The organism is Desulfobacter vibrioformis DSM 8776, from assembly GCF_000745975.1.
Classification (GTDB): domain Bacteria; phylum Desulfobacterota; class Desulfobacteria; order Desulfobacterales; family Desulfobacteraceae; genus Desulfobacter; species Desulfobacter vibrioformis.
This window is the reverse complement of sequence record NZ_JQKJ01000017.1, coordinates 64,073-81,150: the sequence shown is the minus strand read 5'-3', so window position 1 is coordinate 81,150 and position 17,078 is coordinate 64,073. Positions and strand designations below refer to the sequence as shown.

The 17,078-nt window shown below is 48.5% G+C and carries 13 protein-coding genes and 1 pseudogene; 10 read left to right on the top strand and 4 right to left on the bottom strand.

Annotated features, from left to right (window positions below; genetic code table 11):
• The first annotated feature begins 148 nt into the window (after positions 1-148).
• The 4 genes from Q366_RS12040 (at position 149) to Q366_RS12025 (ending at position 7,446) form a co-directional block, all read left to right on the top strand.
• On the top strand, positions 149-2,581 hold the full coding sequence (locus tag Q366_RS12040) for a flagellar assembly protein A (RefSeq protein WP_035239188.1): 2,433 nt from the start codon (positions 149-151) through the stop codon (positions 2,579-2,581).
• A 71-nt stretch (positions 2,582-2,652) separates the two neighbouring features.
• Positions 2,653-4,032, top strand: coding sequence for a hypothetical protein (locus Q366_RS12035; protein ID WP_035239184.1), 1,380 nt, complete (start codon positions 2,653-2,655; stop codon positions 4,030-4,032).
• 32 nt (positions 4,033-4,064) lie between these two features.
• Positions 4,065-5,681, top strand: coding sequence for a hypothetical protein (locus Q366_RS12030; protein WP_035239181.1), 1,617 nt, complete (start codon positions 4,065-4,067; stop codon positions 5,679-5,681).
• Positions 5,682-5,769: 88 nt separating this feature from the next.
• Complete coding sequence (locus Q366_RS12025) at positions 5,770-7,446, top strand: DNA repair helicase XPB (protein ID WP_035239178.1); 1,677 nt, start codon at positions 5,770-5,772, stop codon at positions 7,444-7,446.
• 35 nt (positions 7,447-7,481) lie between these two features.
• Here the strand turns inward: Q366_RS12025 and Q366_RS12020 are convergent, their stop codons facing one another.
• On the bottom strand, positions 7,482-8,933 hold the full coding sequence (locus Q366_RS12020) for a radical SAM protein (RefSeq protein WP_035239177.1): 1,452 nt from the start codon (positions 8,931-8,933) through the stop codon (positions 7,482-7,484).
• A gap of 128 nt (positions 8,934-9,061) precedes the next feature.
• Positions 9,062-9,379: a putative quinol monooxygenase gene (locus tag Q366_RS12015; protein ID WP_035239175.1), complete on the bottom strand. Its 318-nt coding sequence runs from the start codon at positions 9,377-9,379 to the stop codon at positions 9,062-9,064.
• 231 nt (positions 9,380-9,610) lie between these two features.
• Here Q366_RS12015 and Q366_RS20360 point away from each other — a divergent pair, with 231 nt between their 5' ends.
• The 4 genes from Q366_RS20360 (at position 9,611) to Q366_RS11995 (ending at position 13,292) form a co-directional block, all read left to right on the top strand.
• A complete protein-coding gene (locus Q366_RS20360; RefSeq protein ID WP_051958015.1) occupies positions 9,611-11,554 on the top strand; it encodes a PAS domain-containing hybrid sensor histidine kinase/response regulator in 1,944 nt (647 codons plus the stop codon).
• Positions 11,555-11,701: 147 nt separating this feature from the next.
• Positions 11,702-12,202, top strand: coding sequence for a GatB/YqeY domain-containing protein (locus Q366_RS12005; RefSeq protein WP_035239173.1), 501 nt, complete (start codon positions 11,702-11,704; stop codon positions 12,200-12,202).
• Between the two features lie 10 nt (positions 12,203-12,212).
• Positions 12,213-12,827 (top strand): class I SAM-dependent methyltransferase, encoded by a 615-nt coding sequence (locus tag Q366_RS12000; RefSeq protein WP_035239170.1) that lies wholly within the window; start codon positions 12,213-12,215, stop codon positions 12,825-12,827.
• A gap of 39 nt (positions 12,828-12,866) precedes the next feature.
• Positions 12,867-13,292 carry a hypothetical protein gene (locus Q366_RS11995; protein ID WP_035239169.1) on the top strand — a complete coding sequence of 142 codons (426 nt, stop codon included), beginning with the start codon at positions 12,867-12,869 and terminating at the stop codon, positions 13,290-13,292.
• Positions 13,293-13,310: 18 nt separating this feature from the next.
• On the opposite strand, the gene Q366_RS21310 is transcribed toward Q366_RS11995, so the two are convergent.
• Positions 13,311-13,460 (bottom strand): hypothetical protein, encoded by a 150-nt coding sequence (locus tag Q366_RS21310; RefSeq protein WP_156968167.1) that lies wholly within the window; start codon positions 13,458-13,460, stop codon positions 13,311-13,313.
• A gap of 20 nt (positions 13,461-13,480) precedes the next feature.
• On the opposite strand from Q366_RS21310, the pseudogene Q366_RS22280 reads away from it, so the two are divergent.
• A pseudogene (locus Q366_RS22280) lies at positions 13,481-13,805 on the top strand (type II toxin-antitoxin system RelE/ParE family toxin).
• A gap of 43 nt (positions 13,806-13,848) precedes the next feature.
• Complete coding sequence (locus Q366_RS20900) at positions 13,849-14,151, top strand: helix-turn-helix domain-containing protein (RefSeq protein ID WP_245619950.1); 303 nt, start codon at positions 13,849-13,851, stop codon at positions 14,149-14,151.
• A 185-nt stretch (positions 14,152-14,336) separates the two neighbouring features.
• Here Q366_RS20900 and Q366_RS11985 read toward each other — a convergent pair whose 3' ends face one another.
• Positions 14,337-16,898, bottom strand: coding sequence for an amino acid permease (locus tag Q366_RS11985; RefSeq protein ID WP_035239273.1), 2,562 nt, complete (start codon positions 16,896-16,898; stop codon positions 14,337-14,339).
• Between the last annotated feature and the right edge of the window lie 180 nt (positions 16,899-17,078).

The following is a 17,078-nucleotide window of genomic DNA, read 5'->3' as shown; positions in this document are numbered from 1 at the left end:
TTTGGTGGACAGAGACCATGACTGTGATCTATAAAGGTGTGATGACCGGATGACGGACTTTAGAATATATCCGTTGAACAAACGCAGGGATGCCGCTTTTTTGATGAATGGCCGTTGACAAGATAAAGCGCCAGTTTTTTATGATAGTATGATAGATACACAAAAAGAAAACCAGCAGCTTATTGCCCTGGCAGTAAAATGCAAATTCATCACTGCGAATCTGGAACAGGCCATATTATCTCGATTGATAGCTATCTATCAAAAAGATCCTGGGTATAGTGTCGTGACGATCTTCAAAGAAACCAAGATCCTGACACAGGAAAAAATCAATTCCCTTCTTGCCCTGAGAAACCACCTGAAAATAAAAATGCTTGATAAACGATTCGGAGAAATTGGCGTCAGTAACCGGTTTATCACCCCAAAGCATGTGGAAAATGCGCTGAATGACCAGGATGTTTTTTTTCGGAAAAATCGGAAAAGTAAAAAAATCGGCGACATCCTTGTTGAAAAAAATGAGATGAGCCAGGCCAATAAAACTGCAATTCTCCTCATCCAGGACAGGATACAGGATGATCTTCTTGAACAGGCGATCTATGGCATTGCCTCTTCTGAAATGGACCGGGCAACGATAAATAAACGATTTGGGGCTATTGCAGTTAAATATAATTTTATAACCATTGAGCAGTTGAATCAGGCTTTGAGGATTCAGAAAAAAGATGCTGAATCGGGGGGAAAAAAACGGTATCTAGGCCAAATACTACAAGAACTTTTTCAATTGACTGAACAGAATGTTCTGTTCATCTTGAAAATTCAGCAGCAGATTGAAAAAGACCGGTTATCCCTTGAAAAAGCCGTTACCCTTTACAAATCGGAAATCAGTTCAAGTAAGCGATTCAATGAATTATTTGAATTCACGGTTTCCCAAGATAAAATGGAAGCATGGGTTCATCGTAAAAAAGAGTCGTTTGAAAATCTGGAGCTGGATCATTTCCATAATTGGTTAAAGCTAAACGGTATTCGATTTGGATTGATCAGTAACGAATTGATCAAAATTTTTTTGGCTGACTCCGAAACCGGAGACAGATTAAAAATCGCCCAGGGAACTTTCCCCGAACAATCAATTGATGAAATCGTTCAGTTCCATTTTGATACTGAATCTTCCACAAATACTGAAATTAAAGGACAAAGGTCACAAATCCAGGTTAAAAAAGGAGCTGTTTTAGCAAAAATCACCCCCCATAAGCAGGGAAAACCCGGTACGAATATCATGGGACAAACCATATTACCCATTGAACCCAGGAGCCATCTTTTGATGTGTGGTAACGGTGTGGTGAAAAAGGGAAGGTCTTTTCTTGCCGGCCAGGATGGCATCCCCGTGCTTTTCAAGCAAAGGACACTGTTTATTGAACCTTGCCGCCATAACCGGGAAACCAGGACATTGGCAGGGCATCTTGGGGCCGATACCAAAGAGATCTATCGTGATGTTAACTTAAAGCTTGAAGGTAATATCAACGCGGGTGGCGCGGTCATTTGCCACGACGTGTCAATCACCGGAAATGTTCTGGGAAAGGTAGATGCCTCGGGAGATATCCATATCAAAGGAAATGTCGGGGAAAAGGAATCGGTTGTCGAAAGGTCAGATTATCGCACAATTATCATGTCCGGCGGGAACCTGAAAATATCCAAAAATATCACCCAGGCCAAGGTTGTGGCATCACGCAATGTGATTGCTTCGAATTCCAATGTGTTTTCAAGTGAAATCCATGCCATGGAAACCATTATATTAAATAGTGTATATTCCAGCCCGGAGCATCCGTCGATCCTTGAAATCGGCCATATCCCAAATTTCAAGGCAGATGCTGTTAACCGTTTGATAGATAAAGAGATCGCTGTTTTAAGAACGCTTCAAAAACAGGACGAACTGGATACGCTGGCATTGAAATTACAAAATCATTTCAATACCCAAAATGAATATTTGGAAAAAAAACAGATACTCACATATCTTCTTAATGTCTGCAATGCAGATAAATTGAAACACATAGAATCCCTTGGACAAAAAATTCAATTATATGAGCCTTCCAATGGAACCGGTCCGGCAGATAATGGCGGAATGCTGTTACAGAATGAGTACATGCTGGCTTATATGGACCAAGAGATAAAACAGGTCGAAGGGTTAAGCATTGCCCAGCAGGAAAATTACCTGTCCCGGCGACGGGTTGAAATTTCCGATATGTACCAGGCGGCGACGAACAGGACAGCGCGGTACACGGCTGAATACCAGGTAAGAAAAAAATTTATTATGGAAAAAGTTTTTAAAAACCAACAAGAAATCAACCTGCAGAAACAAAAAATTGAAGCGCTGATGATTCAAAAGGATTTTCTTCTTCTCCATAAACAGCCTGCGGCCCTGGCCCCGGACCCCATGATCCGTGTTAAAAATATGGTTGAAAACAATACTGTTATCAAAGGACCACATACTTCAATGGTAATCAAAAAATCCATCTATGGTGTCAGAATAAGAGAGATCAAAGATGTCATTACAAACAACTACGAAATCGTTATAGAAGGATACTACGATTGATTTTGCTCCAAAACGGCAAACTGCCCCCCTCTATATACAATGCCCATGATTGAAGCCGGGAACCCTTGAATATGAAACAAGCTGATATTATAAGACAAATGTGCCGTGTCGAATTGGTACAGGCCGATATCAAGGCCATCTGCAAGTTCCGTCAATTTGCAACACCGCAGTCAGCATCCGCTGAAATCGTTGAGACCCTGCTCACTTCGGATGTGGGGTTGAAACAGGCATTGGGCAGTCTGACTCAAAAAGAAGTCACCATGCTCCATTTTCTGGCGGCCCAGGAAAAGCCGGTGGATATTTCCGCGTTTGGACGGGTCAGTGCCCTGGGGGGACATCGATACACCACCTTTACCCGGCGGTATCAGAATGTCTTGAAAGATGTTAAAAACCGGTTTGTCCGCAAAGGCCTTCTGGCCTTTTATACGGATCCGTCCGGTGCCGGCGGGAAAACCAAAATGGAAAGAATCCGTCTGTGTTTACCCATTGAGTTCCAGGCACATTTACCCGGAATGATTGACCGCCCTTTGAAATCCGATCAATCCGGAACGATATCCGAAGACCGGATTCGTAAACTGCTGACAAATATCAGCCGGTTAGACGGGACGCCCCATGGAGACCATCCGGACTTGACCATTGATCAAAACGGGTGCCTCAGAATCAAGGGCTGTGTATTCAATATGGACAATTTAACACAATGGCAGTACGCGCAGTGGACAACACAAGCCGCAGAAAATATGGGACTTGCCTCTTATAATCGATATTCCTTTGACTGCCTGGCGGCATTGAAGGTGATTTTTTCCAGTTTAAACCGCGATGAATGGGTCCGTCCGGATCAGTTGAAACCGGCGCTGGATATTTTCTGTGATTTTGAAACAGCGCCGGATATTGACCGGGTCTGCCGTTTGGGGTGGGAAACGGGCATTTTAAGAACAGCGGACCTTGACGGTGGGGCCTGTTACCGCCTGTCCGGCATCACGGACGAGCCCTGGGAAGACACCCCTGAAAAGACCTATGTCACGGATCCGGAAACAGCCTGTATTGATTTTAAAAAAATTCCGCTCCCCATGCTGATCCGTTTAGCCCGGATCGCCAGGTTCAGGGTGGAAAACAAAAAAATCCTTGCGGAACCCGATCCCGCGATGATGGGCCGGCAACTGTATGAGATCAGGAATACGCCCTGGCTGTGCAGGCTGATCAATCATCTGCCCGAATTCAAAAAGCTGTTTCAAACACTTGAAAAAAACTGGGGAAAAGAAATCGTACACAGGGATTTGCGGGTTGCACAGATCAAACACATCGGTTTAAAAGCATCCCTTGAAAAGACCTTTTCCAATGAGGCGGTGCTTTTTCTGCCCAACGGATTCATAGCCTTTCCCAAGGGTCTGGAATCCCAAATTGAAAAAACGGTCATTCAACAGGGATTTGCCGTGAAGCGTGCCAAATCCTGATTCAGATCTTATTTTCGGAAAAATATGAATCCATGAAAAAAACAAACTTGCCCGAAAAATACGCAGAACAGCTTGATGTATCGGACTTAACCGACATCGCAGACAAGATGCCGGATCTGGAAAAAGATCTCCATGTCTTTGTGGAATATCTCCGCAACCGGACCGTAAAACGGTCTGTACGGGGAAATAAGCTGCCCAAAGCAGATCTTAACCGGCTGGCCAAACTGATTTCAGCCCCCTTGGCCCAGGCGGATGTGGCAGAAGACGAGGAATCGGACTGGTTGAATTTTATTGATCGCCTGGCCTTAAGATTGAAATTCATTGAATACGATATCCAAGGGGAGTATGCCGGTTACACCAGCAGCGAACCTTCTTTTTCGGATAATTATATTCTTTTCAATGCGCAAGTATACACCGCATTCATTGAAAAAAGCTTGCAGGAGCAGGCGCAGGTGGTGTTTGACTGCCTGGTCGATGCTTACGCATACGACACCAATGAATTTTATTCCGACAACGTCCTGGGCCGGCTGGACCGGTTCCACTATAGTGGATGTGCCACCGGTGTGATGCCGTTTATTCATTTTGGAAACGCCAGAAGAAAAATTTTCAATCATCTGAAACAGTATTCCCCCGGTATCTGGTATTCAACGGCGTCGTTCATCCGGCGGTTGAAAGAACTTGATCCGTATTTTCTCATTCCGGAAAAGCCACGATATAAATACAAAGGCGACAAACAAAGAGGCCGGTACTGCAATTTTATCGAAAAAAAGTTCAATGAGTCACGTCCTGTTGCCCCCATGGACCCGGATGCCTTTGACCGGGTGGAAGGCCGGTATATTGAAAGGTTCCTGGAATATACCCCCCTGTGCATGGGGTTTGTGGAACTGGCCTATGGAAAAAGCCTGCAGGAGGGCATCACCCCTTCCTTCGGGCGGGTCAGGGGGTTCAGGGTGACGGAACGGTTCATCCGGTTTATGAACGGTGCGCTTCCGGAACCCAAAGTAACGGTGCTGCCCAATCACGAAATCCACATCGAATCCGATATCTATCCGGCGGGCATGATTAACCGTCTGGCCCCCTTTTCCGCCCTGGTTTCAGAGGATAAAATCTGCGTGATGAAGCTGGACCGGCAGCGCATCATTGATTTCATGGCCGAAAACGACACGTTTGATCTTAAAAATTTTTTAACCCGCATCAGTGCAAGCCCGTTGCCGGCCAATATTGTTACTGAGCTTTCAGAATGGGCCGGGCAGTCCGACATGTTTATCTTGCACGAGGACTGCGGACTGCTGGAAGGTAAAAACCCACCTGAATTCATCCATGATTTTCTGGTGGAAAAAATATCCAAAGACCTTTGCCTCATCCGTTCTCCCCAAAAGGTGCTGGAAAAACTGGAAACCCTGGCCCGGGCACCGGTTGACATCGTACACAGCCAAACAAAACTATCTCCCCCGCCCCAGGATATCACCAGCCGCTACCTGAAAAAAGCCGTGGAAAAACAAAAACCGGCCGGCAAAGAACAATTGATTTTAAAACAGAAGACATTTGTGACTCTTTTTTTCAAAAATCAGATATCCTTGAAACCTTTGCCAAAGAACTGGCCGGGGAAAACTGTCCCTTTGAGGTCAACAAGGAAACCCTTGCACTAAGCTATGCAACGGCGGATAAGAATAAAGTGGCATCGGTGTTAAAAAAATTGAAAAAAACATATCAAATTACAATTGAGGACCTTGTGTCATGAATGCCCTGGCCCAGGACGGTCCCCTGATCATTCAAAGCGACAGGACCCTGATGCTGGAAACAGCCCATCCCCTTTACGGGCCGTGCAGGGATTTTCTGGCACTGTTTGCCGAACTTGTAAAATCCCCGGAATTTATACATACCTACAAGGTCAGTCCGCTGTCCATGTGGAATGCCGCGGCCCTGGAAATTCCCTTTGAGGAGATCCTTTCAGGGCTGCACCGGTTTTCCCGGTATGAACCGCCGGGAAATGTGTTGTCGGATATCAAGGAATGGTACGGGATTTACGGCCTGCTGGTCCTGAAAAAGGAATCTTCAGACCGGCTGCGGCTTCAGGTTTTTGACGAAGTCATTTTAAACCGCCTGGGCAAAAACAAAGACCTGGCCGGTTTGCTGACAGAACCCGCAGAGGACGGGTGGTTTGTGGAAACCGACCAGCGGGGGAATGTCAAACAGGCCCTGGTCAAGGCCGGGTATCCGGTCAAGGATCTGTGCGGATATACCACCGGCGATGCCCTGCCAGTCAGGCTCAGGGATGTGGACACATCAGGAAACCAATTTGCCCTGCGGGATTACCAGGAAGAAGCCGTGGATGTTTTCCACCAGGGCGGGCGGTCTTCCGGTGGAAACGGCATCATTGTCCTGCCCTGCGGGTCTGGTAAAACCATTATCGGGCTGGGGGTCATCTCAAGGATATCCGGGCATACCCTGATCATTTCCACCAACAATGTCTCGGTCAACCAGTGGCGGAACGAACTGCTGGCAAAAACCGACCTGGCACCGGACGACGTCGGCGAATTCACAGGCCTTGAAAAAACCATCAAACCGGTGACCATCACCACGTATCAGATGCTGACCCATCGTAAAGACAAGGCCGCGCCCATGAACAATTTGAAGCTTTTCAGTCAAAACAACTGGGGGCTGATTGTTTATGATGAAGTCCACATGCTGCCGGCCCCGGTTTTCAGAGCCACCACCGGCATCCAGGCCAGACGCCGCCTGGGGCTGACCGCCACCCTGGTCAGGGAAGACGGAAAGGAAGATGACGTGTTCGCCCTGATTGGCCCCAAGCGCTATGACATTCCGTGGAAAACCCTGGAGAACCGCGGATTTATTGCCCAGGCAATCTGCACGGAATACCGGGTGTCCCTGCCCCGGGATGAAGAGATCCAATATGCCGTGGCCCCCAAACGGCAGCGGTTCCGCATTGCGTCGGAAAATTCCTTGAAACTGGACATTGCCAAAGAACTCATTGCCAATCACCCGGATGACAGCATTATGGTCATAGGACAGTATATTGACCAGCTTGAAATAATGGCATCGGCCCTGGCTGCGCCGCTGATCACCGGGAAAACCAGGCATCTGGACAGGGAAAAAATCTATGAGGATTTTAAAAAAAGAATCGTCCGGGTTCTGGTCGTGTCCAAGGTGGCCAATTTTGCCGTGGACCTGCCGGATGCCAATGTCATGATCCAGATTTCCGGAACCTTTGGCTCCCGCCAGGAAGAAGCCCAGCGCCTGGGCAGAATTCTGCGGCCCAAGGAAAAGCTGTCCCGGTTTTATACCCTGGTGTCCAAGGGAACTGACGAACAGGCGTTTGCGTTAAACCCCCAGTTATTTCTGGTGGAGCAGGGATACAAGTACGATATCCGGTATTTTGAACCTGCCGGATGAAAAATTTCCAGGGCATTTAAATTGCGCAACAGTCCCTAATGCAGCAACGGGCTCTCCAGGATCTCCCGGGGCAGGATATTTCCCTTGGAAAAATGATAGGGATTACAGGTGTCCGGGATGCCCCATGCCCGGTCCTGCTCTTCCCGCTCGATTTCCAGGGCCAGCATATGTTCAAACGGGTTCAGCTTCTCATACGGCAAACCCGGCAGGCACGGCATGTTGCGGATCAGATCCAGAAGTGACGCATCTCCGGAAATTCTGCCGATGGTATAGGGGCCGGCGCCGGTATCGGACGTTTCCCTGCCCCGGGGAAAAGCGCCGTGATGAACCGGGCTGCAGTCCCCGCTGGGGGTGATGAACATTTTGAACCTGGACTGCTTGTGGGGGTTGCATTCACCGTTCCGGTGACGCCAGAACATGTTGTCCCCAGACAGGGAACCGGCAAAGTAAATGCCGATGCCTTTACTGCCCAGTGCGGTTATACTCTCTTTCCGGGCTGAAAGTTCTTTGAGGGTTTGCGTCGTGTAGGTTGAAAAATAGTTGGGTTTGAAATCAATATAATCCAGACCCAGTTCCTCTGCCAGATGGACAAACCGCGCCAGATCCCTGTAATTTTCTTCCAGCACAACAGTATTGATGCCGATCCGGGTCCTGGTGCCCAGGCGGTTTCGTTCCGTCACAAGACAGCGCAGATTCTCAAGCAGTACAGGTAGCCCGTACTGTGTCCTGCGGGCGGTATCATTGCCGAACATCACTTCTCCATAGGCATCTTCATCAACCATGCTCAGACTCACTCTCACGTCCCCGGCCCTGAGGGCCAGACGCCGGCGTTGGGGCGTATTCAGCAACATGCCGTTGGTGAACAATTTAACACGGATTCCCAGGGCGTCGGCCTGGTTCAGAATAACGGCCATGGTGTCCGGATCGGTCAACGGCTCAAGCCCCCCGGAAATTTTCACCAGAACCGAGGTGTCCTGGCGCGTAATCTTGACGATATCCCGGAAAACCGACTCGATCTGGACGGAAGACATCTGATCAATCCGGCTGCCGCCATAGAGGGAAAGCTGCCGGCTGCCGTCCGGCCGGACTGTCACGTTGGGACAAAACCAGCACCGCCCGGGACAGGCAAGGCCGGTAAAAAAAACCACCACAAACATCCGGCCGGAAAAATAATGCCTGACGATATTCAGATAATCTCCGTTGACCGACAACCGGATCTTATCGGCTGCGGCACGGGTTCGCTGGATCAGTTTATACCCAAGAATGATCTCATCTCTGTCCATGTCCAAGGCGGCTGCGGCTGCTTTGGCAGACGAATATGGCGCGTGGGCAAGATATGCAGTGAGTGCTGCGGTTTTTGCCGTAATCCGTTTTTCCCGGCCAAGGACATCTTCCGGCGAAACATCACCGGACAGCAACTTGCAACACGCTCTCAAAGCGATGAATTCCCGGGACAAGGCGTCGGCCAGCAATTGTTGTTTTTCCATGGCAAACCCTCCTATAGCTGTAATTGAATGAATACAACCCCAGAAACAAGATGCCTCAGCCAGGATACGAAGCCGAGCTGGCAGAACGCAAAAAAGAATCGGTGAAATGCAGAACAGGACCGGAGAGATCAGGGATACCTGAATTGCTCGCCGTCATCCGGTGCCAACGGCCTGAATCCCACACCAACCCTGGGAACAGCCATCCATGAATCCACGATTTTTCGCCATGTCCTGTAGGAATCAGCATTCCTGTGCAGCTCAATATCGGCCTGGGATCTGTAGGCCTCGTAAAAAAGAAACAGAGTCGGGTCGTCAAGGGACTGAAGGAAATCGAACCGGAGGTTTCCCTCCTCTTTTACCGTATTGGCCTGATGTAATTTGCTGGCTTCGATAAAGTCGTTTACAAACGCCTTTTTTACACGAACAGTGACTGCACTGATTTTCATGGATACTCCTGGAAATTTTATAATCAGAAACTCACGAACCTAATTCATTAATTCATGGATCTGGGAAACAGAATATTTTATATATGTCGTATTATCTGCTGCCGGTCAAGCGAATTTAAAATTTAAGATTGCTTTTTAACCCCTTTTTTTTTAAACTTTATCCATCATATCATTCTGGCATATCATCATAGGTCTCTCAATAACGTACCCAAACACTTGGACAAAATTGTAATGACTGAAAAATACGATACATTCAATCAAGACCTGATGGAGCGGCTTCCCTTTTTTGCTGCCTGGTATGCCCCGGATTACCGACTCATCAGCACCAATACAATTGCCGGTAAAATGGCTGCCGGCAACAGGCCGAAATCCTCCTGTGCAACCCCATTGCACTGTTACGAAATATGGGGGCTGAAACAACCCTGCACGGGATGTCCCATGGAAGAGGTACGGCACACCGAAAAACCTGCAGACATCACCCTCCCGGCAACCGGACAATGCGGCTGGCCAGCTGAAAACGGATTCTGGAAACTCCGCCTGATCCCTGTGAGAACCCGGAAAGACCGGATTACGATTCTGGAAATCGCCTGTGACTTCACGGCACTGAAAGAGGCCAGGGCAGATCTCAAGGTATTCCGGTCCAGGCTCAGGGATGCAGAGCAATTGGCCCATATCGGCCACTGGGAGCTGTATCCCAGGACCGGGGAATTATTCTGGTCCGAGGAAATTTACCGGATATTTGAAGTCGATCCTGCTTGCTTTGACGCCTCCTATGAGGCATTTCTCAATGCGGCCCATCCCGGGGACCGGGAAAAAATCGATCAGGCCTACACCCGGTCCCTGAAAACAGGAAAACCCTACAGCATTGATCACCGGCTGCGCATGAAAGACGGCCGCATCAAATATGTACAGGAACGGTGCAAAACCGAATATGATGCACAGGGGAACCCTGTCAAATCCATCGGCACCGTTCAGGACATTACTGAAAACAAGCGGATTGAGGCTGAAAACAAAGCATTGCAGGAAAAAATCCTCCATGTGCAGAAAATGGAATCCGTGGGCCGCCTGGCTGGCGGGGTGGCCCATGATTTCAACAATATGCTCTTTGTCATTCTGGGTAACCTGGAATTGATAATGGACAGAATCAATGAAAATGACGTTAATTACCACGCATTAAACGAGATTCAAAAAGCAGCCAGACGATCGGCAGACCTGACCCGCCAGCTACTGGCCTTTGCCCGCCAGCAGACCATTTCCCCAAGACCCCTGAATCTTAATGTGATTATCGATGACATGATCAAAATGCTGATCCGGCTCATCGGCGAAGACATTGAACTGAAATGGATCCCCGGCAAGAATCTGGGACGGGTTATGCTGGATCCCTCACAGGTAGACCAGATTCTTGTCAATCTCTGCGTGAATTCAAGGGATGCCATCACCGGAAACGGCAGGATCACCATCGAAACCCATATGGTCTGCATAGGGGAATCAGAGTGCCGCCAACGGCCGGGATTTAAACCCGGAGAATTTGTCACCCTGGAAGTCAGCGACAACGGATGCGGCATGGACAAGGCTGTTCAAGACTGCCTGTTCGAGCCTTTCTTCACCACGAAAAAACCAAACCAGGGAACCGGGCTGGGGCTGGCCACCACTTACGGCATCGTCAAACAGAACAAGGGGTTCATCAACGTATACAGCGAACCGGGCAACGGCACGACGTTCAGGATCTACTTCAGTGCCTACACAGGCGATGACAACAATTATCAGCTCCCCAGGAACACAGGCCATGCGGTTCAAGGGGGCGGTGAGACCATCCTTCTTGTGGAAGACGAGGTCATGATCCTGAACTTCTGTGCAAAGACACTGAACCAACTGGGCTACCGGGTGCTCAAAGCCAATTCTCCCCACCAGGCCTTGTCTGTTGCAGACCGTCACGGCAGCAAGATTGACCTGCTTCTCACCGACGTGATTATGACCAAGATGAGCGGCAAAGAACTTTCCGGTACACTGCAGCTCAAGTTCCCATCCCTGAAAACCCTTTACATGTCCGGATATACAGCCAACGTCATTGCCCACCACGGAATTCTGGACCAAGGGGTCATGTTCCTCCAAAAGCCTTTTTCCAGAGAAGCCCTTGCCCAAAAAATCAGGGAAACCCTTTCCAGCCCCAATTGATACTTTTTTCGTCCAGACCAATCTCCCCGCGGTCCAATAAATCCCTGGCCCTAGCCGGCCAGACTCTGGTATAGACATCAATAAATTAAGAGATACAATTAACCCGCGCATCCGGCAACGGCGCCATAAAAAAGGAGAATGCAGGCAATGGCAGAAAATACAGCTCAATATGGATGGGATGCATCAATGGGGATTTCCCTCTATGATAAAATCCGGCAGGATATGAAAACATCCATGCTTAAAAAAGATACAGGCGTGAGGGATACCATGCGCCTGATTATGGGGGCGTTTCCTGAAATCACTGTGCCCATCACCCTTGGGAGCGGGAAAAAATCCACCCGGACAAAAACGCCGGAAGAGATCACGGATGAGGATATCCATAATATCATCCGAAAGTTCGTCAAATCTGAAAAAACCATGCTGGAGATAAAAAAAGAGACATCTTCTGATTATCTGGAACTCTTAGAATCTTATCTGCCCAAAATGGCGACCACGGAAGCCATTGAAGCCTGGATAAAAACCAATATAGATTTTTCTGCCATGAAAAGTCCCACCCAGGCCATGGGCGCCGTTATGAAGCATTTTGGAAAGCGTGCTGACGGGAACCAGGTCAAGGCCATTCTCCAGGGGATGACTGCCCAAAAATAAAACGTCACCCATGGGGCATTCAACTTTAAACTATTACAGTCAACATTCCCTGAAAGTGGCTGAAAGGTATGAATCGGCTGATGTCACACAACTGCATGAATTTCTTTTATCCAGCCTGAGACCAGGCGGCAGACTTCTGGAGCTCGGGTGCGGCTCCGGCAGGGATGCCGCCTTTATGATCCGCCAGGGGTTCAAAGTCCTGGCTACAGATGGCTCGGCAGCAATGGTGCAACAGACAAAAATACACCACCCCGAACTTGCGGGGCATGTGAATCTCTTGAAACTGCCGGATGGGCTGTCATATCACCTGGGGCAGTTTCACGGAATATATGCCGTTGCCGTTCTGATGCATCTTTCCGTACAGGAAATTGAGAGAACAATTGGGGCTGTTAATGCGCTTCTGGCAGCAAAGGGCCGATTTATATTTTCTGTTCCGGCCCGGCGGGATGACGTCATGGCAAATGAGTTTGATTCTAAAGGCCGGAGGTTCACGGCATTATCACCGGCGGGATGGGAAGCGTTATGCCTGAAACACAATCTGCAACTTGTCCGGACTATGATTTGCCAGGATGGCCTGGGAAGGGGCGGCGTTATGTGGATGAACTGTCTGGCAGAAAAGCATTAGGGCATCGAAAAAAAACAAATCGAATTACGGGAATTATACATGAACGAAAAAAAACTGACCGAAAAACTCAAACTGATAGAAGCGCTTTTTGCCGGAGCGACCACTGACGGGGAAAAGGATGCCGCGTTTAACGCCCTTCAAAGAATCAGGGACCGGTTAAACGAAATCAAAAAGGAAGATCCGCCTGTGGAGTATAAATTTTCCATGGCAGATGTTTGGTCCAGAAAATTGTTTTTAGCCCTGTTAAGAAGATACGACATCAAACCATACAGATATTACCGGCAAAGATATACCACTGTCATGGCAAAAATACCCAAAAGTTTTGTGGATGAGACATTATGGCCTGAATTTGAAGCGTTGAATAAAACCTTAAGGCAGTACATTGAAGAGGCTACCAATAAGATTATTGGTGAAACCATTCATTCTGACAGCTCGGACGCAGAGGTCATAAAACAGCTGGAATAGGATATGAATACTTGAAAATTACGGGTTTTCGTTATCCACGGCAAGTCCCTCATCCTTGGCCCGCCGGGAGACTTCCATCAGCTTGACCCGTTCCTTAGCGTCTTTTTTATTGACTTCTTCGTATTTGCCCTGCAATGCAAGCGTTTTGAGGCTTGAAAAGTATATCACAAAGAGTTATAGTTTATTTTATGAGGAAGTTATGCACGAAATGGTTTAAGAAATGGGCAAACAAGATGAATTTGAAAAATCATCACCTCATCGAATCTGTTGAAAATTTAGAAAAAGGGCTCTCTGTAACAAATTTAGGCAGCAACCTGTTTAAAGTTCGTGTAAACCGGGAAGGGCAAGGGAAAAGTTCTGGATTCAGGACAATAATCGCATAAAAAAGAAGACAAAGCTATTTTCCTGTATGGATTTGGTAAAAATGAAAGAGGCAATATAAACAAAGCAGAATTAAACTATTTCAAAAAATTGGGCTCAGATTTGATGGAAATCCATACCGGCCGAATTTAAAAATTGATAGAAGAATACGTTTTGTTTGATTTGGAGGAATAAAATGAGGGATTCAATAAAAAAAGCAATCGGTGAAACTGTTCAAGATATGCTTAATTCAGGAATTAAGACCTCTTTTACTGAAAAAGAGTTAAACTCACTGGGCGTTACCATCCCTGAAGTACAACTTTCGACACATCAAATTCAAAAAATAAGAGAATCCTTGAATTTGAGTCAAACAGTTTTTGCCAAATTATTAAATGTAAGCCCCTCTTCAATACGGCAATGGGAGCAGGGAAAAAGAACGCCGACCGGATCGACAAGGGTACTTCTCGATTTGCTTAAAAGATCTCCCCCATATCCTTGATTATCGGCTTAAAGCATAAAAGTACGAACGAGCCTTTGTTGGTCACTTTGCCTATCTAAGGCGGCAGAGCCGCAGAAACTAGAGACTGGAAACTAGAAACAAGAAGAAAGGAGTCTAACAATTTCTTGTTTTTTGTGACAGAAGCTCAGGAGTAAGGCACTAAGGAGTACAGATACTGTCGATAATTACTGCGCTTCGTTATCCACGGCAAGTCCCTCATCCTTGGCCCGCCGGGAGACTTCCATCAGCTTGGCCTGTTCCTTAAGCACCTTTTTATTGGCTTCTTCGGATTTTTCCTGCAATGCAAGCATTGCTTTAAGATGCGTTAACAGGTCCGGGTCATTGAGCGGCATATCACCCGCATCTTTGATAAAATCCGTGGCAGATGTTGCGACCTGCCGGGCCCTTTTCTTTGCGGCCTCCACCCTTTTTTCCGCATGCTTGAGTTCATCAAACAAATGCGCCAGTTCACCGGCCCTGCCCTGTTCCGGGGATGAATCCAGCTCAATTTTCTGGGCAGCCATGACCATGGCAACCCTTTTCAAATCCGGCAAAAGCGAGTCTGCCGGCAGGTCGCCAAACATCAGATCGCCAAACATCAGGGCATCATCTTTTTTCAGGGATACAGGGATAAAAACCAGGTCTGTCTCCTGGGATGTTTTTAAAACCACCTGTTCATTGATTCCAAGAATAACCTTAGGTTCGGCCTGGATGCGGAATTCATCCAGGGTATGGGAAAGCATCTGCATGATCTGCGTGTTGTCCCGGTCCAGATAACAGGCTAAAAGCCGGATTTCGGCGCCGTCCCAGGGACCGCCCCTTGTGATCAGATAAGCAAGAAGCAGCATGAGCCGGCTGGTGTCGTCATCCTTCCACCAGACATCAATTGTTCTGTGTTTGCATGTGATTTCAGTAGGTTCAGCAGTTCCAGGCAGCTCTTTCCAGTCCCAGAGAATGGTATTGCACCCGGACTGGGCTGCCAGCCGTATCAATTCCAGGTAATTATGGAACCGGGCAGGGTCATCATTCTTGGCATACTGTTCATTCCAGCTCATGAGTACGGTATTGGCCTTGACCGGCCCCAGGCCAAAGCTTTGGCACAGCACGGACAGGCCATTGGCCGTATCCTCCGAAAACAGTACAAGGGGAAATGCTGAACTCTCTTTCTCGGAAATGATCCGGGCCAGATTCTTTTCCGCCTCTGCCTTAAGTTTTACAGCACGGTATCCCCGTGCCTGGAGAATCCGTACAGCGGTTGTCATACCGCTTTTTCCCTCGATCAGAGCGGAGAAATCCAGTAACTGCTTCATATGTTCTTCATCATTTGACAATGCAAGGATATAGGGCCGCCAGTCCCTTGGGTGCTCGGGAACCTTTTGTGCCTCCATCAGATTGTCCCTGACCAGTTTAAGATGAAAGGAGCGCCGGCTGTCCGCCCACCTTACCGGGGCAGATACCCGTTTGAGATACTGGAAAATGGCAAACAGGATGGCCACGGCAGCAATTCCGGTTTTAAAATCAATGGCCAGCATTACGCCCAGGCAGATCAACCCACCCCCAAGGCTGATATTTTTGTTGTACCACCTGAACCGGGGCCTGAAAGACGGGGTTTCGGCAGAGGCTTCAAAATAGGTGGCATAGTTGAGCAGGCCGTAGGAGATCAGAAAAAACATGGAGACCACCCCGGCAATCAGGTCCAGCTGGCCCATGAACACGGTGGCCACAGCGATGCCAAAGGAGAGCAGCACCCCCCGGCGGGGATTGCCGGACGGGCCAGCCCCCTTGGCAAAGGGGGCAAGAAAGGGAAATATTTTATCCGATGCCAGGGACTTTAAAATCCTGGGTGCGCCGAGAAACGAGGCCATGGCCGAAGACAGGGTGGCAGCAATAACACCGGCATTGATCAGCCAGCCATACATGGAAATCTGTTTCATGGCGCCGTAGTCGCCGGCCAGGGTTTTCAAAGGTGTGGAAGCGGCAAACACGACAGCCACGGAGAAATAGACCAGTATGGAGAGAAAGACCGCGGCAAAGGTTCCTGCGGGCAGGCTTTTACCCGGATCTTCAAGATCGCCTGACATACTCACCCCTTGGGTAAACCCGGTCACCGCCGGAAAAAACAGGGCAAAAAGAATCCAGAAAGGAGCGGCGCCTTCCCTGGCAACCCAGTTCTCCATCAAAAGTCCGGTGTTCCATTGCCGGATACCGCCAATAAAAAAGGATAAAAGCGCCAGGATTAAAAATACCATGACCACATACTGGAACTTGGTGGCCAGATCCGCGCCGATCCATGCCAGCAGAAAAAGAAACACCAGGGCCGCACCTGCAATAAGCTGTACCGTCACATGGCCGGTCAGGCCGGGGATAGCGGTCAGGGCCTCCCCGAAACCAATGCAGTAAAAGGCAATGGACACGGACTGGGCTAAGAACAGCACAATGCCGATGGCCCCGCCGAATTCTATGCCAAGGGTTCTGGAAATCAGGTAATAGTCACCGCCGCCGCCAACCTTCATATTGGTGGCAATGGCAGCCAGGGAAAAGCTGGTCAGAACGGAAATCAGGTTGGCCACGGCAATGATAATCAAAGATTTTCCAAGCCCGGCAGCGCCCACCACATATCCCAGACGCAGGAAAAGAATGATCCCGAGAATGGTTAAAATACTTGGCGTAAAAACACCGGCAAACGTGCCCAGCCGGCCGGAACCGGTCTCATTGCTGCCTGATGACCCTGATGACCCTGATGACATGGACTTTTCCTTAAATGATCCGAGGGTGAATAACCGAAACGGCGCTTCCCGGTTATGCGGGACGTTTTCAATAAAAATATTTACCATGACCGGGGTTGCTGGTAAATAGTGTTTGAATGAAAAGCCACCCATCCGGGCCTTGCATCTGGGCAACTTTATGAGCAGACGCTCCGCTAACGA